We start from the raw sequence: 25287 nt of genomic DNA on the forward strand, positions 1-25287 counted from the left end.
TCCCTGTCCCCGGCACCCCACATGTCTCTGGTTAACCGTCAGCTCCCGTGCTAACTTCGCAGGTCGGTCAGAGGGACGTACCGACTCATGGGGGACAGTCGGTGGAGACAGCCACGGGATTCGGCGGAGCCGAGGGTGATTCCGGGCACGCACGCGGGCTGGCCCTGCTGCTGGAGCTGACCGAGGCGCTGTGCGCGCTCAGCTGCACGGAGGACCCGCAGGGGCGGGGCCAGTTCGCCGCGGTGCTCGGGGACCAGCTGGGCCGCCCCGTCGACCTGCGCGGTGTCAAACAGCGCGAGGACGTCGTCACCCTGGTGCGTACCGCCCTGAACGTGGCGGGCGGGGAGCGCGTACTCGTCGCCGTGGTGCGCATCCTCGAAGGCCCCCTCGCCGGCGACGAACTGGACCGGGTGATCACACCCGATCCGCCCGCCGGACCCGATGCCCCGCCCGGGCCCTTGGGCAGCGACGACGAGGCCGCCGCGCGGGCCGTCCTCGCCAGGGGCGAGCTGCCCGCAGGCCGGCTGCGCGACGACCTCGCCGAGGAACTCAACGGCCTCGACCTCCCGGCCGGGCTCCTGCCCGAACAACTCTTCCTCCACGTCCTCGCCTGGAACACCCAGCCGGACGGCCTGCCGCCCGCCGTCCTCCTCCTCGACCGTGCGGCTCCGCTCGCCGCCACGCCCGGCCACCGCGCCGCGCTGACCGACTGGGTCGACGACTGGGTCAAGCGGGTCGGCCTCCCGCGCGAACTCGAGCGGCGCCGGGAGGCCCGGACCCGGGTCGTGCGGGACCCCGACATACCCCGCGCTCTGATCGTCGCGGTCGAGCCCGCCCGGGACGGCTCCGACGACGTCGTCGTACGCCCGTGGCTCAACACCGCGCCGGGCCGGTGGGATCCGCAGCCGGGCGTGCCGGCCGTGACCACCCTGGACGCGCTCGGGCCGGCCGTCGACGACGCGCTGCGGCAGGGAGCCCGGCTGTGGACCGCACCCGGGGACCCGGCCTCCGGTGGACGCGGACAACCGTCGGCGTACGTGGAGTTCGTCCTCCCGTACGACCTCCTCAACCACGATGTGGCGAGTTTGACGTACCGGGTCGGCGACGGCCGCCCGTTGCCGCTCGGGCTGAAGTACGGGGTTCACCTACGGAGCCTGGAGCGGATGCGCACCGACGACGCCCTGGTGCGACACCAGTGGCAGGAGCGCTGGCACGCGCTGCGACAGCACGGGGTCGGTGTGCACGGCTGGAGCGAGCCGGACGCGCGACGACTCGACGCGTGGCAGGCCACACTCGCGGGGGACACCAGGCACACGGCGGTGGTGCTCGACGCCCCGGCCCGGGTCCCCGCCATGGAGGCGCTCAAGGCCGCCATAGCGGAAGGCATCGGCCTCGCGGTGTGGGACCGCAGAGGAGCCTTCCCCGAGGAACGGCGCGAAGTGGTGACCGCCGTGTTCGCCGCGGTTCCCAGGCCCGGACAGATCCCGCTCGCCATCCACCGCCTGCGGCAGAACGCCGAACTGAACCGGCAGGGCCCGGGCCGGCTTCTGGGGCGGCACATCGGATTCTTCTGGGACGATCCCACTCGAGTCGTCGACATGCACACAATCGACCCCGGCGAGATCGCCGGCGAGGAGGCACCGGCATGAACACGCAGGAACAGACGTCCCCGAACGGCTGGCGCGTGTTCCACGGCACCGGCCGGCCGCCGGTCGCCGCGCCCCCGCTGCCCCAGGCACCGCCGTGGCGGCGTTTCCTGGGCGCACCGTCCCAGCCCGCCCCGCCGGACGAACCGGAGGCCGCGGTACGCCGACTGGGCCCCGGCGAGGTCACCCCGCAACTCGGCCCCGACGAGATCGACACCGTCAACGCCGCGCTGCTGCTGCGCCGGCCGCTGCTGATCACGGGACCGCCCGGCATCGGCAAGTCCACACTCGCCTATGTGATCTCCCGGGAACTGGGCCTCGGCAGGGTCCTGGAATGGAGCATCGTCAGCCGGACCACGCTGCGCGACGGGCTGTACGCCCACGACGCCATGGGCCGCGCCCAGGCCATCGCCGCCTGGCAGGCCGGACTGCGCGGCGTCGCGTCCCCGGAACCGGACGGGACCGACCCGGCGGCGGCCCACGCGGAGGGTGCCGCACCCGGGTCGGGCGACGTCAACCCCTCAGTCGTATCAACACACCGCCAAGTGCCGCCTGTTCTGGGGGACTTCATCACCCTGGGGCCACTCGGCACCGCTCTGCTGCCCTACGATCGTCCCCGGGTGCTCCTTGTCGACGAACTCGACAAGAGCGACATCGACCTGCCGAACGACCTGCTGCACGTCCTGGAGAACGGAAGCTATGACGTCCCGGAACTGGTGCGCGACGCCACGGACACCGCGCGCGTCCACACCAGCGACCCCGCCGGCCAGGCGCTGGTACGGGGCGGCCGCGTCGAGTGCCGGGAGTTCCCGGTCGTGGTGATCACCAGCAACGGAGAACGCGAGTTTCCCGCCGCGTTCCGCCGCCGCTGCCTGCCGCTGGAGCTGCGCACCCCCAGCCGTGAGCAGTTGCTCGCCCTGGTGGAAGGACACCTGGGGGTCCGGCCCGAGGGGACCGAGCGCCTGGTGGACGAGTTCGTGGGCCGGATCCGGGCCGGCGGCACCCACTCCCTCGACCAGTTGCTCAACGCTGTCCAGATGACTACCGCGGGTGGTTTCCAGGCGCACGGTGACGGGCGTAAGCTCGTGGAAATGCTCCTCCGCGACCTCGCGAAGGGCCGCTGAATGACCGGCTTTCCCAGGGAGCGCGCATCCGGACCGGGCGACGGTGATCCCGTATCAGGGACGTCGCCTCCATCGGCGTCCCCCGAGTCCGTCGAAGGCGCGAGTGGGTACGGAGCGGCGCACACCTCTGCCCTGACCGAGGCACCGGCCGGCGGCGAACAGCACCCCGCCCAGGACTCGGAGCCGGCCGACGCGCACTGGCGGGAGGTGGCCGAAGCGGTGTGGCTCGCCGCGTACTGGGACCGCCACGGCGGCCCCGCCGGCGACCACCCGGCGACGGACACCGACCCCGCCCTCCGCGCCCACCCGGCCACCACCGGGAGCGGCATCCGGCCAGGATCCGACACCCAGCCCGAGGCCGAGTCCGGGACCGGCTCCCGGTCCGGTGCCGACATCGACGACGCGCGGCCGGCGGTCGCGCCCGCGGCGGAGGACGCCGGGCGTGCCGCCGACGCCGCACCGCCCCCACGGCCGGCCGTCCCCGGCGTGGGCTCCCGCACCCTGCCCGGACCATCGCCCGACCCCGCGGACCCGTCCGCGACCGTCGGCCCGTCGACGGCGGCATCCGCCGAACAGGGCGCCGGCAACGGCTTGTTACCCGACCCGGAGGGCACCTTCACCCTGCACGTCGGACATCCGCTGCTGCCCGCCGCGGAGCGCCCGCAGCCCGGACCCGGCCGTACTACCGCGCTGCTCGCCCGGGCCCTGCACCAGCTGGCCCGGCGCATCCCCTCCCGCCACACCCTCGAACTCGACGAGGAGGCCACCGCCGAGCAGGGCCTGTCGGACGGTCTGTGGCTGCCCTTCCTGCGGCCCGCCCGGGCGACCGCCTTCGACCTCGTGCTGCTCGTCGACGACGCCCCGACCATGCGGATCTGGCAGGACACCTGCGCCCGCCTCACCGAGGCCGCCGAACACAGCGGCGCCTTCCGCGGCGTCCGTGCCGTCCGGGTCCACGTACCCCGCACCGGCACCGCCACCCTGCGCCGCGCCGACGACGGCGCCACCGCCGACCCCGCCGAACTCCTCGACGGACGCGGCGGACGCGTCTTCCTCGTCGTCACCGACGGGCTCGCCCACGGCTGGGCGGCCCCGGCCGCGGACGACCTGCTCGGCCGCCTCGGCCACGCCGGCCCGACGGCACTCGTCCACCTCCTGCCCCCGCACCTGCGCCACCGCACCTCCCTCTACCCGTACCAGGCGGTCCTGGAGGCCGACGGCTTCGGCGCCGCCAACGCGGGTCTAGGGCACTGGGCGCCGCCCGGCGGCCCCGACCCGCTGCGCCCGCTGCCCGAGGCCGGTGACGGCTCGGTACCGGTACCCGTGCTCTCCCTCAAACCCGGCTCCCTCGGCACCTGGGCCGACCTCGTCACCGGCGAGCGGGGCGTGCGCCGGTCCCTGCCCGTCGTCCTCGCGGGCGCCCTCGCCAAGGGCGCGCCCGCGCCCGGTCTGCGCGCCCCGCGCCTCTCGCGCGCCGCCACGGCCGCCGTACGCCGCTTCTTCACCCTCGCCACCCCCGCCGCGCGCCGACTCGCCACCCAACTGGCCGCCATCCCCTTCGAGTTCGATCTCGTGGAGCAGATGCGGCGGCGGACCATGCCGGAGACCGGTCCCGACCACCTCGCCGAGATCCTCATGGGCGGGCTGATCGACTGGGACAGCGGCGGAGAGGGGCGCCCCGAGTTCGCCGAGGGGGTCCGCGAGGCACTGCTCGCCACCACGACCCGCAGTCAATTGGCCCGCACCGTCAGCATGGTGGGCGAGCTGCCCGCCGCCGGACGACGCGGTGTCGCCCTGCGCGCCGCTCTGCAGGACCCGGCCGGAGCAGCGCTGCCCGACCCGGCCGAAGTCGGCTGGGCACGCAGCGAACTGGCCGTGATGCGCGCCCTCTCGGGGCCCTACTCCGAACGGGCAAGGCGCATCGAACCCCGACTCTCCGGGCGCCCGCCGTCCGGTGCGGCCGAACGGGTGGGCGCCGGTTTGCCCGCGGGTACACCCACTGAGGTGAACCCTGCGGGCGGCGGGGGATCATCCGGCGGCCGAGAAGGCAGTGATCCAGCGTCAGACCACCCCGACGAACCTGGAGATCACGTGCCGCCCCTGGTAACCGACGCGACCCCATCCGAAGCCCCGGAGGCTGAGCAGCTCATGCAGAGCACCACGACCGCGACGCCCGCCCTACTGGTGAACGTTCCCCTGCGGAACACCTCGTTCGTCGGCCGGCAGGGACTGCTGAGGGCCGTGGAGGAGCAACTGAGTTCCCAGGACACGGCCGCGGTGCTGCCGCACGCACTGCACGGCCTGGGCGGCGTCGGCAAGTCCCAGCTCGCGCTGGAGTACATCTACACCCACCAGCACGACTACAAGGTGATCTGCTGGATCCCCGCCGAGCGGGAGAGCCTCATCCTGGCCACCCTCGCGAGCCTCGCCGCCCGCCTGGGCATCGCCCCGGCCGGCCAGGACGCCGGGGGCAGCCTCACCGCCAACACGGCGGTCCCGGCCGTACTGGAGGCGCTGCGCGCCGGTGCGCCGTGGGACAACTGGCTCCTCGTCTTCGACAACGCGGAGGACGTCGACGCCGTACGGCAGTACTTCCCCACCAACGGCCCCGGGAAGGTCGTCGTCACCTCCCGCAACCGCGCGTGGGAACGGGTGGCCACCCCGCTGCCGGTGAACGTCTTCGAGCGGTCCGAGTCCGTCGAACTGCTCCAGAAGCGCTCGCCCGACCTGTCCACCGAGGACGCCGACCGGCTCGCCGACGCCCTCGGCGACCTGCCCCTGGCCGTCGAACAGGCGGGCGCCTGGCGGGCGGTCACGGGCATGCTCGTGGACGAGTACCTCGACCTCCTCGCCCAGCGCAGTCCCGAGATCCTCGAACTCGACCCCACCCCCGACTACCCGGTCTCGGTCGCCGCCGCCTGGGACATCTCGCTGGAACGCATCCGGCAGAACAACCCGGGCGCCCGGCAACTGCTCGACATCTGCGCCAGCATGGCACCGGAGCCGATCCCGCGGTCCATGCTGCGCGGCAGCCGGGGCGTCAGCGTGACCCCCGACGTCGACCCGCTGCTGCGCGAGTCGATCAAACTGAACCGCGCCGTACGCGACCTCAGCCAGTTCTCCCTGGTGCGGGTGGACCCGCGGTCCGACACCCTGCAGATGCACCGCCTGCTCCAGACGGTGCTCCTGGCCAAGCTCAGCGCCGACGAACGCGAACGCATGCGCGACGCCGCCCACCAGTTGCTCTCGGCGGCCAAGCCCGGCCCTCCCGGCTCCTCGCTGGAATGGCGCGCCTACCAGGCGCTGCTGCCCCACGTCCATGCCTCGCAGGCGGTGACCAGCACCGACACCTATGTGCGTGAACTGGTCGCCGACACCGCGTGGTTCCTCTACTACTGGGGGGACCACGAAGGCGCGGCCTCCTTCGCACGCCAGGCCTGGAACGCCTGGCTGGCGGCGTCCGGCGAGGAGGACGACCAGGCCATCCGCATGGCCAAGTGCCTCGCCTTCCTGCTGCGCCAGAACGGACAGGTCTCCGAGTCCCTGCCGCTCACCGAGCGGGCCCTGGAGGCGACCCGCCGGATCGACGACGATCCGGAGAGCCTGATCGACTCCCTGTGTGAGCTGGCCGACGCCCGTGGCTACCAGGGCCGCTTCGAAGAGGCCCGGACCCTCACCCAGGAGGCCAGAGAGCTGGCCCGCTCCCTGTTCGGCCCGGAGGACCCGACCGCCCTGCGCGCCACCCACGCCTACTGCGTCGCGCTGCGACTGTGCGGCCGCTTCAGGGAGGCGCTGCCCATCGACCAGGAGAACGCCCGCCAGCGCGAACTGGTCTTCGGCCCGGCCAGCTTCTTCGCCCTCAACGCCCTCAACGGCCTCTCCATCGACATGCGGGAGAGCGGCGACTACCCCGGCTCCCGGGACTTCCAGGAGGACGTCTACCGGCGCGCCCGGGGCACCCTCGGCGACGAACACCCGCTGACCCTGCGCATCGCCCGCAACCTGGCGGTGTGCCGACGTCGCGACGGTGCCCTCACCGAGTCCGCCAAACTCTCCGAGGAGTCCCTGCGGCACTTCCGGGCCCGCTACGGCCCCGAGCACTTCGACTCCCTGTCGACCGCGACCAACCTGTTCGTCGACCAGCGGGTGGCCGGGGATCTGGAGGCGTCGCGCGCGCTGGCCGAGGAGACCGTGCGGGGCCTCACCCGGCGCCTCGGCGCGGACCACGCCCACACCCTCCTGACCCGGGCGAACGCGGCCGCGACGCTGCGGGCGCTGGGCAGCCTCGACGCCGCGCAGGAGATGGAGGACGACGTGGCGGAGCGGCTGCGGGAGACGGTGGGGCCCGAGCACGTCCTCACCCTCACCGTGGCCATCGGGCAGGCCAACACGGCGTACGCACGGCTCGACTTCGACCTGGCGCACCGGATCGACGAGGCCAATCTCCCGCTGCTGGCCGAGCAGGCGGGGGAGGAGCACCCGCTCACGCTGTCGGTGATGGCGAACCTCGCCCTGGACCTGCGCGGGCTGAGCCGCGGCGCCGAGGCGGACGAGTTGCAGCGCAAGGCGGTGGAGGGCTTCGGCCGCGTCGTCCGCGCCGACAACCCCTGGCTCCTCGCGGCGAGCCGGCGCCGCCGCATCGAGTGCGACCTGGCCCCGATGCCGATCTAGGGCATTGCCGTGCCGGTGCGCCGTGCCTGGCACCGGGTGCCGCTCGCGGAGATCACGCGGATCGCGCGGATCGCGCAGGCGGTGCAGGTCGCGCAGGCGGTGCAGATCGTGCGGGTCGTGGCGCAGTCGGACGGGCCGCGGGAGGAAACGCCTCCCACGGCCCGCCGGGTCACGCCCGCCTGGTTCAGGCCGCCTGGTTCAGGCCGCCGGGCCACGCCAGGCGGTGTCGGACCCGCCGGAGTCAGCCCGCGTCCGGTGTCGCGCCGGCCGGTGGGTCCTCCAGGGGCCGATCCCGGGCGGGTGGCCCGTCGGCGTCGGCCGGTCGGGAGCCGACGAGCACGCCCGGACGGTCGTCGGTGTCCGTGTCGGGCCGGGACGCGGACAGCCGGTCGACCAGCAGCAGCAAAGGCTGGGTGAGGAGCGTCGTGGCCAGCGCCATGAGCACCAGGACCGTGTACAGGGGCTTGCTCAGCAGACCGGCCTGGTAGCCCGCGTTGAGGGCGATCAGCTCGGTGAGCCCGCGGGTGTTCAGCAGGACCCCCACCGTCCGGGCGTCGTCGCGGCCCAGTCCGCCCAGCCGCGCCGCCGCCGTACCGCTGCCGATCTTCGTGGTGACCGCCAGCGCCGTCGTCACCAGCACCGCGACCCACCCCGAGGCCGTCAGGCTGTTCAGGACGACGGCCTGGCCCGAGAAGACGAAGAAGAAGGGCAGCAGCAGTGAGCTGATGTCGTGCAGCGGACGCAGCAGGTCGGGGTCGAGGGTGCCGTTCGCCTCGCGCGGGCAGACCACGCCGGCGAGCAGCGCACCGCAGATGGCGTGCAGCCCCAGGTACTGCGTCACACAGGCAGACCCGAAGGCGAAGGCGATGAGCAGCGAGAGCCGCAGCAGCGGCTCCAACCGGGTACGCCACAGCAGCCCGCGCAGCAGAGGCCGGGCGACCACGAGCATCAGGCCGATGAAGACGACCGCGGCCGCCGCCCGCCATCCCGGGCCGAGCGACTGCTCACCGGCGCCGTCCAGCAGGGTGCCGGCCAGGACCGTCCAGCCGACCACGTCCATCAGACCGGCCGCGGAGACCGCCACCATGCCCGGGACCGTACTGGCCAGGCCGTTCTCCCGCACCATGGCCGTGAGCACCGGCACGGCAGTTATCGACAGCGCGATACCCGCGAACACGACCACGGCCGGGCTGAGCCGGGACACGCCCAGAGCGTGCAACTGTTCGCGGAACAGCAGCGCGGCGCCGCTGCCCACGGCCATCGGCACCAGGAAGGCGGCCACCGCCACGGTCAGCACCGTACGCGCGCGCTCGCCCAGCACCTTCAGGTCCAGTTCGTAACCCACCGCGAACAGGAACACCACCAGGGAGAACTGGGCCAGCCCGGTCAGCGCCGTCGCCAGTTGGGCGGGGAACAGCGCCGAGTAGGCGTCCGGTGCCGCGCTGCCGAGCAGCGAGGGGCCGAGGACTATGCCCGCCACCAACTGGCCGACGATGTAGGGCTGCTTCAGTCGTCGGGCGGCCCATCCGGCTCCATGGCCGACCGCGAGGACCAGTGCCGAGGCGAGCAGGAAGTGCGTGATGGTCGATTCAGGGCTCACGGCGTGTCCCCCGGGAGTGCGGTTGCCGGTGCCGGTGGCCCGGCAGCGGTACGGGCCTTCGACATCGCGTCGGCCCGAGTACTGGAGGGTATGGGTAGCTTGGCGTCACCATGGAGTCGTAAACGGCAGAGCACTGGTGTCACGGGGGGCACATGACGGCGGTCGTCTTCATCCACGGCACGGGGGTGCGCGAACCGGGCTTCTCGAAGCTCGCGGGGCGCGTGGGAGCAGGGCTGACCTCGCTGCGCGACGGGTTGCGCATCGTCCCGTACTACTGGGGCGGCCCGCACGGCGCCGTCCTCGCCGCCGACGGGGCCAGCCTCCCGCCGGAGCCGGGGGGCACGGCCCGGGGGCCGGTCGCGTTCGAGGGCGGGCCGGCCGCCGTGGCGCGCGCCGCGGCCGCGGGGGAGGACACCACGGACGAGTGGGCCGCCCGCTACGCCGACCCCTACGCCGAACTCGCGCTCGCCGCGGCGGGCGGCGGCACCGGTGCCGAGCGGCCGCCCGGGACCGTGCCGCCGGAGCAAGGACTGCGCGGGCGGCTGCTCGCACTGGCCGCCCAAGGCGACGTCCCTGCGGCCGAGTTGGGCGACGGCCTCTCCCGTGCCGCCGGGGACCTGGCCGCCCACCCCCTCCTCGGCCCGGCCGCCGACGCGCTCGACCCCGGCGATCTGGCGGTCGTCGCGGCGCGCACCCTCACCGCGCGGGTCATCGCCGAGGCCCTGGACTCCGACAGTCCGCTCGTGCCGGGCGGCGACGTCCGCGACGCGGTCGTCGCCCGGCTCGCCGCGGCGCTCGGGGCGCCGGCCGCCGGCACCGAGCGCGGAGTGCGCTCCCTGGTGCTGCGTGTCGCGGGCTCCGCGGCATCGCGTGCCGCCGTGCGCCGTCGACGCGCCCTCACGGAAGCCGCCCACCCCGCGGCCGCCGACATCCTGCGCTACCTCAGCCGCGGCGAGGCGGTCCGTGCCGACCTGCGCACACTCGTCGCGGGCCTGCGGCCCCCCGTCGTGCTCGTCGGGCACAGCCTCGGCGGCATCATCGCCCTGGACACCCTGATCTCGGCCCCGCTGCCCCAGGTGCGGCTCCTGGTGACGGTCGGTTCCCAGGCGCCGTTCCTTTACGAGTCGGGGTCCCTGCCCACCCTGGAACATCCTGCTCCGCTCCCGCCCCACGTCCCGGACTGGCTGAATCTCTACGATCGGCGGGACCTGCTCTCCTACCTCGGGGAGGGCCTCTTCCCGGGGCGCGTGACCGACACCCCGGTCGACAGCCGCCAGCCCTTCCCGGCCGCGCACAGCGCCTACTGGACGAACCCCGCAGTCTTCCGCCACATCGTGGAGCGCCTGCCGTGACCGGCTCCGAGCCCGCCACCGGGGCGGCGCCCACGCGGTCGGCGCCGCGTGTCGACCCCTCGCGGGTGCACGCGCTGATCGTCGGCATCGAGGCCTACGACGCCGGGCCGTCCTGGGACCTGCCCGGGCCCGCCCGGGACGCCGTGCGCTTGAGGCACATGCTGCGGACGGCCGGGGTGCCGGAGGACAACCTGCACGTCCACCTGTCCCCGCTGCCTCCCTACGCCCCGGAAGTGCCCTACGCCCCCGCGGACCACGCGACCCTGCGCCGCACCCTGGTGCGGCACCTGCCGCAGGCCTCCGGCGACGTCCTGTGGGTGTGGTGGGGCGGCCACGGTGTACTGGACCTCGCCGACCGGCTGCGGCTCTTCTGCGCCGACGCCACCACCGCGGACAAGCTGGGCATCGACCTCGACTCCGCGCTGACCCGGTACAGCGGGGACGCCGTGCCGGGATTCGCCGAGCAGCTGTGGATCGTGGACGCCTGCGAGACCTTCGAGGAGGACCTGGCCTTCCGCGAGCGACTCCCGCCGGACGCCCTGCCCGTGGGCCGCCGCACCCTCGGCCACCGGCAGACGGTGCTGCGGGCCGCGGGCCGGGGCCGGGTGGCGGCCAACGACCCGCGGCGCGCCACCGGTCTCTTCTCCGACGTGTTGCTCGCCCTGCTGGCCGAGCGCAGCGACACGCTGCCCGCGCCGCCCGATGCGGAGGAACTGTTTCCGGCCGTACGCGCGCGCATCGGGGCCCTCAGGGAGTCGGGCCGTACTCTGCAGCACCCCGAGATCCGGCTGCGGAGCCCCGAGCGCACCGAGTCGCTGGACCCGGCACCCCGCGCGCCGGCGACCCGCCCGGCCTCGCCGCTGGCCCGGGCGGTCGAGGCACTCCTCGCCTACCCCCTGATGGGCGACCCCGCCGAACGGCAGACCGTGGTGGCCGCGTTGGACCCGGCGGTCACCGCGGTACTGCCCCGTCACACCAAGGCCCGCACGGACGCGACCGGAATCCTCACCGCGCTCGCCCGCCGCCGTCCCGAGGAGTTGTGGACGCTGTACGACGCCGTCGTGTCCGTCGACGACGACGCCGACCGGCAGGACGAACTGGCCCACGCCATCGAAGCGTTGGCGGCTTCACAGAGACCCGGCGGAGGCCGGCGGTGATCGAGTGGCGTGATCGTACGGTTTTCGACAGCGCCGGAAATGGCCATGATGGAAGGAACACGTGCGCGAGGCATCGAGTGCCATCGTGCGAGAAGGGGGAGCACCTTGGACCAGCCGCTCGCTCGGCAACGCGCCGCAGCCGCCCGTGAGCCGTCCGTCGCCGGGGGTGCCGACGTCTGGGAGTCGGACCTGTCCGACCTCGCGGGGCTGCCTCTGACCGCCGTGGACGGTCTGGTGCCGCTGCGCCCCACCGCCCGTCTGCTGGAAGAGGTACTGCGCTCGCGTGGTGGCGTCCGCGGCGGTCAGGACGGCCAAGGCGGTGCCCGAGCCGAATAGTCACCGCCCGCCGCACGTCGTTCCCTTGACGGGCCCGGCCGTGCGCCCGCCGGGGCCTGCCTGCCCGCACCCGCAACCGGAGGTCCCCGCCCATGTCCAGTGAGCCGCGCCCTGCCGTCTTCCGCATGCCGGAGCGACTCTTCGCGGAACTGGCCTCCGGCGGCGGTGACATGGAGGCCATCGCCTTCCTGGAACGGGCGGAACGGGCCCGCCGACTGATCCTGCTGCGCACGCTCCTCGACCGGCTGGCAGGAGTGCCCACCCCGCTGGCCACGCCCGCCGATGCCTGGTCCGTGCTCAAGGAGGCGGCCGAGCGGGCCCCGGAAGCGGTCGAGGGGCTGCTGGCCGCCCCGGCCACCGGCGGATGGATCGCCCACATGCTGCGCCGGCTGCACGGCACCGCCACGGGGCCTCCCCTGTGGGCGGAGGCGGGCCACCTGAACCTGCTCGCCCTCACGGCCGCCCTGCGCGCCGGCACGGCGACGGCCCTCGACGTGCCGCTCACCGACGGGGCGGCCCACCTTCCCGCCCTCGGCCGGGTCCGACTGCCGGCGGCGAGGCCGGGACTGACGGTGGCCCTGGCCACCACGACGGGCCGGGGCGAACTGACCCTCTCGGCCCAGCGCCAGGACGGCTCCCCGACCTCCCTGACCTGCCGCCCGGCCACCGCACCGGCCGTCGCCCGCCCCGCCCCGGCCGGCGGGCCCCCGATGCCCGGCTCCTCCGGCCGACCGGACCTGGCCGGTCCGACGACCACGTTCGGCCGGCTCCGCCGCACACCGAGCGCCGCCGTCTCCCGGCCGGCCCGCCCCGGGCCACAGGAGCGCGCCCGCGCCGAGCCGCGTCCCGTGTCGCCGGCGTCCGCTCCGCCGGGCCAGGCGACCGGCCATACGGCACCCCTCCCCGCCCCGGCATCCGCCGACGCCGTCGACACGGCCTCCTGGCGGCCCCTGCGTACGCTCACCCACACCGCCCCCACCGGCCCCGTCGCCATCCCCCTCGACGACCTCGACCCCTACCGCGACCTCGACGACCCGGTCCCGCCCGCCCGGCTCGACGCCGAGGAGGCGGCCGAGTGGCAGCGGGTGTTCGACGGGGCCGTCGCCGTGCTCGCCGCGACCGGCACCGTCCAGGGCCCGGGACGGCTCGACCCCGCGCTGATACGCGCCGTCGTGCCCTACGGGCGCACCGCCGCCACCCCGCCCGCCGCAGCGACCGTCGCCGTCTCCGCGTCCAGCGGCGACTCCTTCGGCGCCATGGTGATCTCCCGCCCCGGATCCCCGCTGGCCCTCGCCGAGACCCTCGTGCACGAGTTCCAGCACAGCAAGCTCGCCGCACTGCTCCACCTCTTCCCGCTCCTCGACGACGACCGCGAGGAGCGCTACTACGCCCCCTGGCGCGCCGACCCGCGCCACCTCACCGGGCTGCTGCACGGCGCCTACGCCTTCACCGGCGTCGCGGGTTTCTGGCGGGACCGGCTGGACGAGCCGGCGTACGCCGAGGCAGCCGCCTACCACTTCGCGCTGCGCCGGCTCCAGTGCCGACTGGTCGTGCGCACCCTGCTGACCAGCAACCGGCTCACCGCGCCCGGTCGCCGGCTCGTCGAGGGCCTCGCCGGGACGCTGGACGGCTGGCTGCGCGTGCCCGTCGACCCGGTCGCCCTGCGGCGGGCCCGTACGGCCGCCGCCCTGCACCGCGCCCAGTGGCGGCTGCGCAACCTCGACGCCCCGGCCGGAGCCGACGGCGTCCTGCGTTTCCGGCCGGACCGCACCTTCTGGCCCGACCACCGCACCCATGCCTTCGCCACCCGCCCCACCGCGCCCCGCACCCCCGACGAGCACCTCGCCGCCGAGGACCCGGCCACCGCCCTGGACGGCTACGCCAGCCAACTCGCCCGCGACCCGGCCGACCCCCACGCCCTGTCCGGCTGGATCGTCGCCCGCGCGAGCCTGGCCCCGGGGCACCGGACCCGCCGCCCGCTCGCCCGCCCGGAGTCGCTCCTGCCCCGGCCCGGCCGCTGACGGGGCGCACCGGTCCGCCCGGGCACCGGTCGCCCCGAGGGCCGGTCCCGCCACGCACCGGTCTCGCCAAGCACCGCTCTCGCCAAGCACCGGTCTGTCCAAGCAGGGGGTGAACACCCGCCCGAGTGGTCAGGATGGAGACATGGGATTCCAAGTCGACTCCGAAGCCGGGCGGCTCACCCGCGTCATCCTGCACCGGCCGGATCTCGAGCTCAAAAGGCTCACCCCCAGCAACAAGGACGCCCTTCTCTTCGACGACGTGCTGTGGGTGCGCCGTGCGCGTGCCGAGCACGACGGGTTCGCCGACGTGCTCCGCGACCGCGGGGTGGCCGTGCACCTCTTCGGCGACCTGCTCACCGAGACCCTGGACGTCCCGGCCGCCCGCCGGCTCGTCCTGGACCGGGTCTTCGACGAGAAGGAGTACGGAGTGCTGGCCACGGACCACCTCCGGGCCGCCTTCGAGACGCTGCCCGCCCACGAGCTGGCCGAGTGGCTGGTCGGCGGCATGACCAAGCGGGAGTTCCTGGACGCGCACCCGGAGCCGACCTCCGTGCGCTTCCACGCCATGGAGCTGGACGACTTCCTGCTCGGCCCGCTGCCCAACCACCTCTTCACCCGGGACACCTCGGCCTGGATCTACGACGGCGTCTCCATCAACGCCATGCGCTGGCCCGCCCGGCAGCGCGAGACCGTCCACTTCGAGGCGATCTACCGGCACCACCCGCTGTTCCGCGACGAGACCTTCCACCTCTGGTCCGAGGGACAGGCCGACTACCCCTCCACCATCGAGGGCGGCGACGTCCTGGTCATCGGCAACGGCGCGGTGCTCATCGGCATGAGCGAGCGCACCACGCCCCAGGCCGTCGAGATGCTCGCCCACAAGCTGTTCGCCGCCGGTTCCGCCCGGACCATCGTGGCCCTCGACATGCCGAAGCGACGCGCCTTCATGCACCTGGACACGGTGATGACGATGGTCGACGGCGACACCTTCACCCAGTACGCCGGGCTCGGCATGCTCCGCTCCTACACCATCGAGCCGGGCGCCGGGGAGAAGGACCTGAAGGTCACCGACCACCCGCCGGAGCACATGCACCGCGCGCTGGCCGCCGCCCTCGGCCTCGGCGAGATCCGGGTCCTCACCGCGACCCAGGACGTGCACGCGGCCGAGCGCGAGCAGTGGGACGACGGCTGCAACGTCCTGGCCGTCGAGCCGGGCGTCGTCGTCGCCTACGAACGCAACTCCACCACCAACACCCACCTGCGCAAGCAGGGCATCGAGGTGATCGAGATCCCGGGCAGCGAACTGGGGCGGGGCCGGGGCGGGCCGCGCTGCATGAGCTGCCCGGTGGAACGGGGGCCTGTATAGAAATTCAGAAGTTCGTATAGACTTCCAGGAGTCAGTCCCCGACCTGCACCTCTGGAGCGCCCCCATGGCGACAGTCCCGACCGCCCTCGCCGGCCGCCACTTCCTCAAGGAGCTGGATTTCACCGAGGAGGAGTTCCGCGGCCTGGTCGAGCTGGCCGCCGAGCTGAAGGCCGCAAAGCGGGCCGGGACCGAGACGCGGTACCTCACCGGCAGGAACATCGCGCTGATCTTCGAGAAGACCTCGACCCGCACCCGCTGCGCCTTCGAGGTCGCCGCCGCCGACCAGGGCGCCTCGACCACGTACCTCGACCCGGCGGGATCGCAGATCGGGCACAAGGAGTCGGTGAAGGACACCGCCCGCGTACTCGGACGCATGTTCGACGGCATCGAGTACCGCGGCGACAGCCAGGCCAAGGTCGAGGAGCTGGCGGCCTTCGCCGGCGTCCCCGTCTACAACGGACTGACCGACGACTGGCACCCCACCCAGATGCTCGCCGACGTGCTCACCATGACCGAGCACAGCGACCGCCCTCTGCCGGAGATCGGCTTCGCCTACCTCGGCGACGCCCGTTTCAACATGGGCAACTCCTACCTGGTCACCGGCGCCCTGCTCGGCATGGACGTGCGTATCGTCGCGCCGAAGGCCTACTGGCCCGCCCAGGAGGTCGTCGACCGGGCGCACCGGCTCGCCGAGAACAGCGGGGCGCGCATCACCCTCACCGAGGACGTGGCCGAGGGGGTGCGCGGCGCCGGGTTCGTCGTCACCGACGTCTGGGTCTCCATGGGCGAGCCCAAGGAGGTCTGGGCGGAGCGGATCAAGGCGCTGGCGCCCTACGCCGTGACCATGGACGTGCTGCGCGCCACCGGCAACCCGGACGTCAAGTTCCTGCACTGCCTGCCCGCCTTCCACGACCTGGGCACCAAGGTCGGCCAGGAGATCTTCGAGGCCCACGGGCTCGACTCCCTGGAGGTCACGGACGAGGTCTTCGAGTCGGCGCACTCGGTCGTCTTCGACGAGGCGGAGAACCGGCTGCACACCATCAAGGCCGTCCTCGTCGCCACCCTCGCCTGACTCCGCCACGCCGCCTGCCCCACCAGGCCCCCTGCTGGCCGGCGGCTCCGGAGCCACCCCTTCCGGCGCCGCCCGCGCGACCACCCTCGCGCCCCGCACCACCAGAAACGAGCACCACCCGCAATGCCCGCTTCCCGCGTCAAGTCCCCCCACCTCCTCGTCGCCGAATCCGGCGCCGACCGCGAAGGCCACGGCCTGAAGCGCACGATGGGGCTGTTCCAGCTCGTCTGCTTCGGCGTCGGCGCGATCGTCGGCACCGGCATCTTCGTCGGCCTGTCCGACTCCGTCGCGGAGGCCGGCCCGGCGGTCGTCGTCTCCTTCGTGCTGGCGGCGATCACCTGCGTGTTCACCGCGTTCGCCTTCGCCGAGCTGGGCGGCGCGATCCCGGTCTCCGGCTCCTCGTACTCCTTCGCCTACGCCGGGCTCGGCGAGCGGACCGCCTTCCTCGTCGGCTGGTGCCTGCTCCTGGAGTACGGCGTGTCGGTCTCGGCGGTCGCGGTCGGCTGGAGCCAGTACGTCAACGAGCTGCTCGACAGCGTCCTCGGTGTCCAGCTCCCGCACGCCCTGTCCGCGGGCCCCGGCGACGGCGGCGCCGTCAACCTGCCAGCCGTGATCGTCATCGCCCTGGCCTGCGTGCTCCTGGTGCGCGGCGTACGGGAGAGCGCCCGCGCCACGGCCGCCATGGCCGTCCTCAAGCTGGCCGTCCTGCTCGCCTTCTGCGCCATCGGCTTCTCCGCCTTCCGGGACGGCAACCTCACCCCGTTCTCCCCGGCCGGACTCGGCGGCATCGGCGCCGGCACCACCGCCGCCTTCTTCTCGTACATCGGGTTCGACGCCATCACCACGGCCGGTGAGGAGGCGAAGAACCCGCGCCGGGACATCCCCGTCGCGATCCTGGTCTGCATCGGCCTGGTCACCCTGCTGTACTGCGCGGTCGCCGTCGCCGCGATCGGCGCCGTCGGCGGCGACCGGGTCGGCGACCGGCCCGCCGCGCTCTCCTACGTCGTCGACCGGGTCACCGGCTCCGCGATCGGCGGCGGCGTGGTCGCCTTCGGCGCGGTCGTCGCCATCGCCTCGGTGGTGCTCGCCGTGATGTACGGCCAGACCCGCATCCTGCTGTCGATGTCCCGGGACGGACTGATCCCCCGGGTCTTCGAGAAGGTCTCCCCGCGCACCGCGACCCCCGTGGCCGGCACCCTGATCGTCGGCGTGGTCTTCGCCCTCCCGGCGGCCTTCGCCCCGCTCGACGCGGTGGTCAACCTGTGCACCATCGGCACTCTCGCCACGATGGCCGCCGTCAACGTCTCGGTGATCACCCTGCGCCGCCGCGAACCGGGCCTCGCCCGCACCTTCCGCGTCCCGCTGTACCCGGCGACCCCGCTGCTCGGGATCGGCTTCTGCCTGTACCTGATGTACGAGACGGGCGGCGCCACCTGGCTCCAGTTCGCGGTGTTCCTCGCGGTGGGCCTGCTGGTGTACACGGCCTACGGGCGCCGGCACTCCCGCCTGGCCCGGTCCGCGCCCGCGCGGCTCACGCCGGTGGACGACGCTGAGCGGGTACCGCAGGAAGCCTGAACCAGACCGCCTTGCCCGCCTCGGTGGGCCGGTGACCGCAGGACGAGCTGAGGGCGCGGATCAGGAGCAGACCGCGCCCGCCCTCCCGCCACGGGTCGGGCGGCTCCACGTCCGGCCGGGTGAGGTCGGCCGGCGGCGACGGGTCCGGGTCGTGCACCTCGACCTGGCAGCCGGTCGGCCTCAGCTCCACCACCAGCTCGATCGGTGTCCGGCCGGAGGTGTGCTCGACGGCGTTGGCGACCAGCTCCGCCGTGAGCAGCTCCGCGGTGTCGCCGTCGGCCGTGTGCTCCAGCTCGGCCAGGGCGTTGCGCACCAGGGCACGCGCCACCGGCACGGCCGCGGCGGAGTGCGGCAGCGCGATGCGCCAGGAGGCGGGTGCGGGGGAGTGATCGTGCACGGCGGGTCCGTTTCGTGGAGCAGGGACATCCTGTCCTGCTTTCAACCTTATGAATGGTACGGCGCCGCCCGGCAGAGCCGTTCGACGGGCGCCCCCGGGACCTTCGGCCCGCACGGCCGACGTCCTATCGCGCACTCATGACGACAGTCACATAGGAGTGATAACTTCGAGTGTCATGAGTCCCTTCACCGGCTCCGCCGCTCCCACCCCCGACTGGCGGCACCTGCGGGTCGAGATCACCGACGGCGTCGCCACCGTCACCCTCGCCCGCCCCGACAAGCTCAACGCGCTCACCTTCGAGGCCTACGCCGACCTGCGCGACCTGCTCGCCGAGCTGTCCCGCCGGCGGTCCGTCCGCGCGCTGGTGCTGGCCGGCGAGGGGCGGGGCTTCTGCTCCGGCGGCGACGTGGACGAGATCATCGGCGCGACCCTGTCCATGGACACCGCCCGGCTGTTGGACTTCAACCGGATGACGGGCCAGGTGGTGCGGGCGGTACGGGAGTGCCCGTTCCCGGTGATCGCCGCGCTGCACGGGGTCGCCGCCGGGGCGGGCGCGGTCCTCGCCCTGGCCGCCGACTTCCGGGTGGCCGACCCGTCCGCCCGCTTCGCCTTCCTCTTCACCCGCGTCGGCCTCTCCGGCGGCGACATGGGCGCCGCCTACCTGCTGCCCCGCGTCGTCGGCCTCGGCCACGCCACCCGCCTGCTGATGCTCGGCGACACGGTCCGCGCGCCCGAGGCCGAGCGCATCGGCCTGATCAGCGAGCTGACCGAGGAGGGCCGCGCCGACGAGGCCGCCCACACCCTGGCCCGTCGCCTCGCCGACGGCCCGGCCCTCGCCCACGCCCAGACCAAGGCCCTCCTGACGGCCGAGCTGGACATGCCGCTGGCGGCGGCGGTGGAGCTGGACGCCTCGACCCAGGCCCTGCTGATGACGGGGGAGGACTACGCGGAATTCCACGCGGCCTTCACGGAGAAGCGCCCCCCGAAGTGGCAAGGGAGGTAGACGGATGCGCTCGTCCCAGGGCAGTGGAGCCGACCCGGGGGCGCGGGGCCGTGTCGAGCAGCGGCTCGGCCGCGGGGCGCGGGCGACCACAACGAACCCGCAGCCGCCCGCGAGGACAGGCCACCCCCTACGCGCCGCGATCATCGGCGGAGGCCCCGGCGGCCTCTACACCGCCGCCCTCCTCAAGCGCCTCGACCCCGTCCGTGAGATCACCGTCTACGAGCGCAACGCCCCCGACGACACCTTCGGCTTCGGCGTCGTCCTCTCCGACGAGACCCTCGGCGGCATCGAACACGCCGACCCGGTCGTCCACGAGGCCCTGAAGGCGCACTTCGTCCGCTGGGACGACATCGACGTCGTTCACCGAGGCACCCGCCACACCTCCGGAGGACACCGCTTCGCCGCCCTCGGCCGCCGCCGCCTCCTCGGCATCCTGCACGACCGCTGCCGCGACCTCGGCGTGGACCTGCGCCTGCGCACCGAGGCACCGCCCCCGGACCGGCTCGCGCGGACCCACGACCTCGTCGTCGCCGCCGACGGAGTGCACAGCGCCACCCGCGAGCTGTACCGCGACGTCTTCCGCCCGCACCTCACCCCGCACCGCTGCCGCTACATCTGGCTCGCCGCCGACTTCGCCTTCGACGCCTTCCGCTTCGAGATCGCCGAGACCGAGCACGGCGTGATGCAGCTGCACGGATACCCGTACGCACCCAACTCCTCGACCGTCATCGTCGAGATGCGCGAGGAGGTCTGGCAGTCGGCGGGCTTCGACGGACTCGACGAGACGGAATCCACCGCCCGCTGCGCCAAGATCTTCGCCGACGCCCTCGGCGGCCGGCCGCTCAGGTCCAACAAGTCGGCGTGGACCACCTTCCGCACGGTCGTCAACGAACGCTGGTCGCACGGCAACGTCGTCCTGCTCGGCGACGCCGCCCACACCGCCCACTTCTCCATCGGCTCCGGCACCAAGCTCGCCGTCGAGGACGCCCTCGCACTCGCCGCCTGCCTGCAAGAGCAGCCCTCCCTCCAGGAGGCCCTCGGTTCCTACGAGGAGGAGCGGCGTCCCGTCGTCGCCTCCACCCAGCGAGCGGCCAAGGCCAGCCTGGAGTGGTTCGAGGACCTGGACCGGTACCTCGGCCGGCCGCCCCGCCAGTTCGCCTTCAACCTCCTCACCCGCAGCCGCCGGGTCACCCACGAGAACCTGCGGCTGCGCGATGCCGACTTCACCGGCGCGGTGGAGCGCGAGTTCGGCTGCCCGCCCGGCACGCCCCCGATGTTCACCCCGTTCCGGCTGCGCGGGCTGACCCTGCGCAACCGCGTCGTCGTCTCCCCGATGGACATGTACTCGGCCACCGACGGCGTCCCCGGCGACTTCCACCTGGTCCACCTCGGCGCCCGGGCGCTCGGCGGTGCCGCCCTGGTGATGACCGAGATGGTGTGCGTCAGCGCGGAGGGCCGCATCACCCCCGGCTGCGCGGGCCTCTACACCGGCCGGCAGGGCGAGGCGTGGCGGCGGATCACCGACTTCGTGCACGACAGCGCCCCCGGCACCGCGATCGGCGTGCAGCTGGGCCACAGCGGCCGCAAGGGCTCGACCCGGCTGATGTGGGAGGGCATGGACGAACCGCTGCCCGAGGGCAACTGGCCCCTGGTGGCGCCCTCGCCGCTGCCCTACCGGCCCGGCAGCCAGACCCCGCGCGAGCTGTCCCGGGCGCGACTGACGGACGTGCGCGAGCAGTTCAGGTCCGCCGCCGCGCGGGCCGCCGGGGCCGGTTTCGACCTGCTCGAGCTGCACTGCGCCCACGGTTACCTGCTCTCCGGCTTCCTCTCCCCGCTCACCAACCACCGCACCGACGCCTACGGCGGCTCACTGGAGAAGCGGCTGCGCTTCCCGCTGGAGGTCTTCGACGCCGTACGCGAGGTGTGGCCCGGTGAGCGGCCCATGACCGTACGGATATCCGCCACCGACTGGGCCGAGGGCGGCACGAGCGCCGAGGAGGCGGTGGAGATCGCCCGCGCCTTCGCCGCGCACGGGGCCGACGCCCTCGACGTGTCCACGGGCCAGGTCGTCGCCGGTGAACGGCCGGAGTTCGGCCGGTCGTACCAGACGCCGTACGCGGACCGCATCCGGCACGAGGCGGGCGTCCCCGTGATCGCCGTCGGCGCGATCTCCTCCTGGGACGACGTCAACTCGCTGATCCTGGCCGGACGCACCGACCTGTGTGCGCTGGCCCGACCGCACCTGTACGACCCGCACTGGACGCTGCACGCCGCCGCCGAGCAGGGCTACGCCGGACCGGGCGCCCCGTGGCCGGCGCCGTACCGGGCGGGCAGCCGCCCACCGCGCACCGGGCGCACCGACGACCCCAAGCCGAGGCTCACGCTGCACGGCCCGCGTCAGGACGTGTAACCCCAGGCCGCGCACAGCGGGCGCAGCCGCTCGGGGATCTCGTCCTGCCCGGGCAGCGCGCGCCCCGGCTGCACGCTGCCGGTGCGGATGTTCTCGCGCCAGTCGCCCAGCCCCCGGACCAGTTCGGCGCCGCTCTTCTCGCCGTAGTGCAGCATGGCCGGCGCGTAGTCCACGCCGAGGTGCGCGCACAGGCGGCGCATCTCGCGCTCGGGGTCGTCGGTGATGTCCTCGTAGCGCACGGTGAAACCGTCGGCGTCCACCGTACGGGCCTCCTCGACGGCCGTCATGTAGCGCAGCACGTCCGTGACGGCCGTCTCGTGCGGCCGCCTGACGGGGTCGGTCTCGTGCCAGGAGCGGGCCGTCGACTCGGGATGGCGCAGCAGGAAGACGAAGCGCGCGTCGGGCCAGCAGTCCCTGAGGCGCTGGTACATGTACACGTTGGCCGGTGTCTTCTCGACCACGAATTCCTTGCCGGACCTGGTGAGTTCACGGTGCAGGACGCGGTCCCACAGCAGGTGCTCCAGATCGCCGCGCGCCAGGCCCAGGGCGCCCATCGCCCGCTCCGAGAACCAGTTGGCGCAGCTGACCTCCAGCCGGCCGATGTGCAGCTCGTGCGGGGCGTGCAGCCGCGGGTGGGCGCCCAGCATCATGCGCAGCAGGGTGGAGCCGGACCGGATGGACGAGATGATGAAGACGGGCCGTCGCAGCAGCCGTTCGGCCGGCAGCTCCTCGGCCGACGGACATCGGTACGCGGCCGCCTGCCGCTCGGCCAGGCTCTTCCCCTGCTTACCCTTCGGACTCCCCTTCGCCGCCCGGGGTGCTCTCCGTACCTGGAGGCCGGTGGTCACGGTGAGGGCCCGGTTCAAGTTGCGTGCGAGACTCATGCGTCCGCACGGTAGGCGGCGAACCTGAGAAGAGGGTCTGAGGAGGCTGAGGGTTCACTGATCCCCTCAGGGTGTGAGGTGACTCACTCGCCGGAGAGTGGGGTCGGTCCCATCGCCGCGTAGTGCGCACCCGCGTCGCGCAGCCGCTCGTGCAGTGCCCGGAAGACGGCCGCCGAGCGGGTGCCGGGCCAGTCCTCCGGCAGCAGCCGGGCGGGCAGCCCGGGGTCCGTGTAGGGCAGGTGGCGCCAGGAGTCCAGGGCGAGGAGGTAGTCGCGGTAGGCCTCCTCGGGCGGCGTGTCCGTCCGTTGCTCCCAGTCGTGCAGTACGCGCGCGTGGCGGTCGAGGAACGCCTCGTGCTCCTTGGCGATCGCGGTCAGGTCCCACCAGCGGGCCACCGCCTCGGCGGTCGGCGTGAAGCCCAGGTGCTCACCGCGGAAGAAGTCCACGTAGGAGTCGAGGCCGAGGCGGCCCAGGGCGTGCCGGGTCTCCGCGTACAGGCGGGCCGGGGCGATCCACACGCCGGGGGCCGCGGTGCCGAAGCCGAGCCCGGCCAGGCGCGAGCGCAGGACGTGCCGCTTCTGCCGCTCCGACTCGGGCACGGAGAACACGGCGAGCACCCAGCCCTCGTCCCCGTGGGGTGCCGTGGCGTAGACGCGCCGGTCTCCGTCGTCCAGCAACTGACGTGCCTCGTCGGAGAGTTCGTAACCGGCCGCGCCCCCGGCCGTACGGGCCGGCAGCAGCAGCCCGCGCCGCTTGAGCCGGGACACCGACGAGCGCACGGAGGGCGCGTCCACCCCGACGGCCGACAGCAGCCGGATCAGCTCGGCCACGGGCACCGGGCCCGGCGCGAAGCGGCCGTACGCGCCGTAGAGCGTGACGATGAGGGACCTCGGAGCGTGCTGTACGTGCTGGTCGGACACGTTGGTCATCTTATGTCGTCGGCGTCACGCCCGGCCCGGACGGGTCGAGGAGGCGGTAGCGCTGGAGCTTGCCGGTCGCCGTGCGCGGCAGCGCGTCCAGGAAGACGATCTCCCGCGGACACTTGTACGGAGCCAGCTCCGACCGCAGGAACTCGCGGAGCGCGTCCGCGTCCCGCGCGGTCCCCTCGCGCAGCACCGCGTGCGCCACCACGACCTGCCCCCGGCGCGGGTCGGGACGGCCCACCACCGCCGCCTCCACCACGTCCGGATGCCGCAGCAACGCGTCCTCCACCTCCGGCCCGGCGATGTTGTACCCGGCGGAGATGATCATGTCGTCAGCACGGGCCACGTACCGGAAGTAGCCGTCGGGCTCGCGGACGTAGGTGTCCCCGGTGACGTTCCAGCCGTCGCGCACGTACTCCCGCTGGCGCGGATCGGCCAGGTACCGGCAGCCCACCGGGCCGCGCACCGCCAGCAGCCCGGGCTCCCCGTCGGGGACGGGCGTGCCGTTCTCGTCCTGTACGCGCGCGTGCCAGCCCGGCACCGGGACACCCGTCGTGCCGGGCCTGATGTCGCCGTCCGCCGCGGACACGAAGATGTGCAGCAACTCGGTGGCGCCGATGCCGTTGATGATCCGCAGTCCGGTGCGCTCGTGCCAGGCCCGCCAGGTGGCCGCGGGCAGGTTCTCGCCCGCCGAGACGCAGCGCCTGAGGCTGCTCACGTCGTGGCCGTCCAGCTCGTCGAGCATCGCGCGGTACGCCGTCGGCGCGGTGAACAGCACCGAGACCCGGTGCTCGGCGACGGCCGGCAGCAGCTGCCTGGGTCCCGCCTGTTCCAGCAGCAGGGCGCTCGCCCCGGCCCGCATCGGGAAGACCACGAGACCGCCGAGCCCGAAGGTGAAGCCGAGCGGCGGGCTGCCCGCGAAGAGGTCGTCCGGGCGCGGCCCGAGCACGTGCCGGGAGAAGGTGTCGGCGATCGCCAGCACATCCCGGTGGAAGTGCATGCAGCCCTTCGGCCGCCCGGTGGTGCCGGAGGTGAACGCGATCAGCGCCACGTCGTCGGCGGCGGTGTCGACGGCCGCGTACGGCGTGCCGGGCACCCCGCCGGACGTCGTACGGCAGCGCAGGTCGTCCGGCGCGTCCCCGCCGTACGTGGTGATGCCGAGGCCGGGGATCTCCGCCTTGGCGAGGTCGTCGACGGCCCGTACGTCGCACAGCGCGTGCCGCACCCGCGCGATCTCGCAGATCGCGCGCAGTTCGTGCGGGCGCTGCTGGGCCAGCACGGTGACCGCCACCGCGCCCGCCTTCAGCACCGCCAGCCAGCACGCCGCCAGCCACGGGGTGGTCGGGCCGCGCAGCAGCACCCGGTTGCCCGGGACCACACCGAGGGTGCCGGTGAGCACGTGGGCGATGCGGTCGACACGGTCGCGCAGCCCGCCGTACGTCCAGGTGTCGCCGGACGCGGTCCGGAAGACCGGGCGGTCGTCGGGTGGGCCGGTGAGCAGCTCGACGGCGCAGTTCAGGCGTGCCGGGTAGCGCAGCTCGGGCAGGTCGAAGAGGAGCCGGGGCCACTGCTCGGGGGGCGGCAGGTGGTCGCGCGAGAAGGTGTCGACGTGGGCGGAGCGGTGCGGGTCCGCGTGGCGCGGATCGGCCATGGCGGTTCGCCCCCTTTGTCGTGGTGGGCTCGCGCAACGAGCGTATCGTGTCGGTGACGACAGTCAACGGGGCGCGATACCCTCGGCCGTGGCCCGACG

Annotated in this window: 17 protein-coding genes; 12 read left to right on the forward strand and 5 right to left on the reverse strand. The window is 73.8% G+C overall.

The features are described 5' to 3' along the window. Positions 1–101 precede the first annotated feature (101 nt). Genes ACZ6IM_RS09000 through fxsT form a run of 3 tightly spaced genes read left to right on the forward strand, consistent with a single transcriptional unit; the run spans position 102 to position 7441 of the window. Entirely contained in the window at positions 102–1649 is a 1548-nt protein-coding gene (locus tag ACZ6IM_RS09000; protein WP_469555385.1) for a VMAP-C domain-containing protein, read from the forward strand. Then, a complete protein-coding gene (locus ACZ6IM_RS09005) occupies positions 1646–2770 on the forward strand; it encodes an AAA family ATPase (RefSeq protein WP_052840001.1) in 1125 nt (374 codons plus the stop codon). The genes ACZ6IM_RS09000 and ACZ6IM_RS09005 overlap by 4 nt, the downstream gene beginning before the upstream one ends. Then, on the forward strand, positions 2771–7441 hold the full coding sequence (gene fxsT, locus ACZ6IM_RS09010; protein WP_469555388.1) for an FxSxx-COOH system tetratricopeptide repeat protein: 4671 nt from the start codon (positions 2771–2773) through the stop codon (positions 7439–7441). Positions 7442–7682: 241 nt separating this feature from the next. Here fxsT and ACZ6IM_RS09015 read toward each other — a convergent pair whose 3' ends face one another. Then, the gene (locus tag ACZ6IM_RS09015) at positions 7683–9041 is read right to left on the reverse strand and encodes a cation:proton antiporter (RefSeq protein WP_469555390.1); all 1359 of its coding nucleotides are present in this window, start codon (positions 9039–9041) and stop codon (positions 7683–7685) included. 152 nt (positions 9042–9193) lie between these two features. On the opposite strand from ACZ6IM_RS09015, the gene ACZ6IM_RS09020 reads away from it, so the two are divergent. The 7 genes from ACZ6IM_RS09020 (at position 9194) to ACZ6IM_RS09050 (ending at position 17920) form a co-directional block, all read left to right on the forward strand. After that, entirely contained in the window at positions 9194–10393 is a 1200-nt protein-coding gene (locus ACZ6IM_RS09020) for an alpha/beta hydrolase family protein (RefSeq protein WP_052839999.1), read from the forward strand. Further along, complete coding sequence (locus ACZ6IM_RS09025; RefSeq protein WP_052839998.1) at positions 10390–11550, forward strand: effector-associated domain 2-containing protein; 1161 nt, start codon at positions 10390–10392, stop codon at positions 11548–11550. Before ACZ6IM_RS09020 ends, ACZ6IM_RS09025 begins: the two co-directional genes overlap by 4 nt. 105 nt (positions 11551–11655) lie before the next feature. Next, positions 11656–11886 carry a hypothetical protein gene (locus tag ACZ6IM_RS09030; protein ID WP_052839997.1) on the forward strand — a complete coding sequence of 77 codons (231 nt, stop codon included), beginning with the start codon at positions 11656–11658 and terminating at the stop codon, positions 11884–11886. A gap of 125 nt (positions 11887–12011) precedes the next feature. Further along, positions 12012–13907 carry an aKG-HExxH-type peptide beta-hydroxylase gene (locus ACZ6IM_RS09035; RefSeq protein WP_469555395.1) on the forward strand — a complete coding sequence of 632 codons (1896 nt, stop codon included), beginning with the start codon at positions 12012–12014 and terminating at the stop codon, positions 13905–13907. 142 nt (positions 13908–14049) lie between these two features. Beyond that, on the forward strand, positions 14050–15273 hold the full coding sequence (locus tag ACZ6IM_RS09040) for an arginine deiminase (RefSeq protein ID WP_052839995.1): 1224 nt from the start codon (positions 14050–14052) through the stop codon (positions 15271–15273). A 64-nt stretch (positions 15274–15337) separates the two neighbouring features. After that, positions 15338–16345 carry an ornithine carbamoyltransferase gene (gene argF, locus ACZ6IM_RS09045; RefSeq protein WP_052839994.1) on the forward strand — a complete coding sequence of 336 codons (1008 nt, stop codon included), beginning with the start codon at positions 15338–15340 and terminating at the stop codon, positions 16343–16345. A gap of 123 nt (positions 16346–16468) precedes the next feature. After that, entirely contained in the window at positions 16469–17920 is a 1452-nt protein-coding gene (locus ACZ6IM_RS09050; RefSeq protein ID WP_052839993.1) for an amino acid permease, read from the forward strand. On the opposite strand, the gene ACZ6IM_RS09055 is transcribed toward ACZ6IM_RS09050, so the two are convergent. Beyond that, positions 17877–18317, reverse strand: coding sequence for an ATP-binding protein (locus ACZ6IM_RS09055; protein ID WP_469555399.1), 441 nt, complete (start codon positions 18315–18317; stop codon positions 17877–17879). The two genes, ACZ6IM_RS09050 and ACZ6IM_RS09055, sit on opposite strands and share 44 nt — an antisense overlap. A 175-nt stretch (positions 18318–18492) precedes the next feature. Here ACZ6IM_RS09055 and ACZ6IM_RS09060 point away from each other — a divergent pair, with 175 nt between their 5' ends. Continuing rightward, positions 18493–19320: an enoyl-CoA hydratase family protein gene (locus ACZ6IM_RS09060; protein ID WP_469555403.1), complete on the forward strand. Its 828-nt coding sequence runs from the start codon at positions 18493–18495 to the stop codon at positions 19318–19320. Positions 19321–19324: 4 nt separating this feature from the next. Next, positions 19325–21730, forward strand: a complete 2406-nt coding sequence (locus ACZ6IM_RS09065; protein ID WP_469555407.1) for a bifunctional salicylyl-CoA 5-hydroxylase/oxidoreductase — start codon at positions 19325–19327, stop codon at positions 21728–21730. On the opposite strand, the gene ACZ6IM_RS09070 is transcribed toward ACZ6IM_RS09065, so the two are convergent. The 3 genes from ACZ6IM_RS09070 to ACZ6IM_RS09080 all read right to left on the reverse strand — a co-directional run bounded on the left by ACZ6IM_RS09070 (position 21718) and on the right by ACZ6IM_RS09080 (position 25251). Next, the gene (locus tag ACZ6IM_RS09070) at positions 21718–22614 is read right to left on the reverse strand and encodes a sulfotransferase family protein (protein ID WP_469555410.1); all 897 of its coding nucleotides are present in this window, start codon (positions 22612–22614) and stop codon (positions 21718–21720) included. The genes ACZ6IM_RS09065 and ACZ6IM_RS09070 overlap by 13 nt on opposite strands. 83 nt (positions 22615–22697) lie before the next feature. Then, positions 22698–23543 (reverse strand): PaaX family transcriptional regulator, encoded by an 846-nt coding sequence (locus tag ACZ6IM_RS09075; protein WP_469555412.1) that lies wholly within the window; start codon positions 23541–23543, stop codon positions 22698–22700. 1 nt (position 23544) lies between these two features. Beyond that, positions 23545–25251: an AMP-binding protein gene (locus ACZ6IM_RS09080; RefSeq protein ID WP_469555898.1), complete on the reverse strand. Its 1707-nt coding sequence runs from the start codon at positions 25249–25251 to the stop codon at positions 23545–23547. Positions 25252–25287: the final 36 nt, after the last annotated feature.

This window comes from Streptomyces sp. NPDC042336 (genome assembly GCF_055581985.1).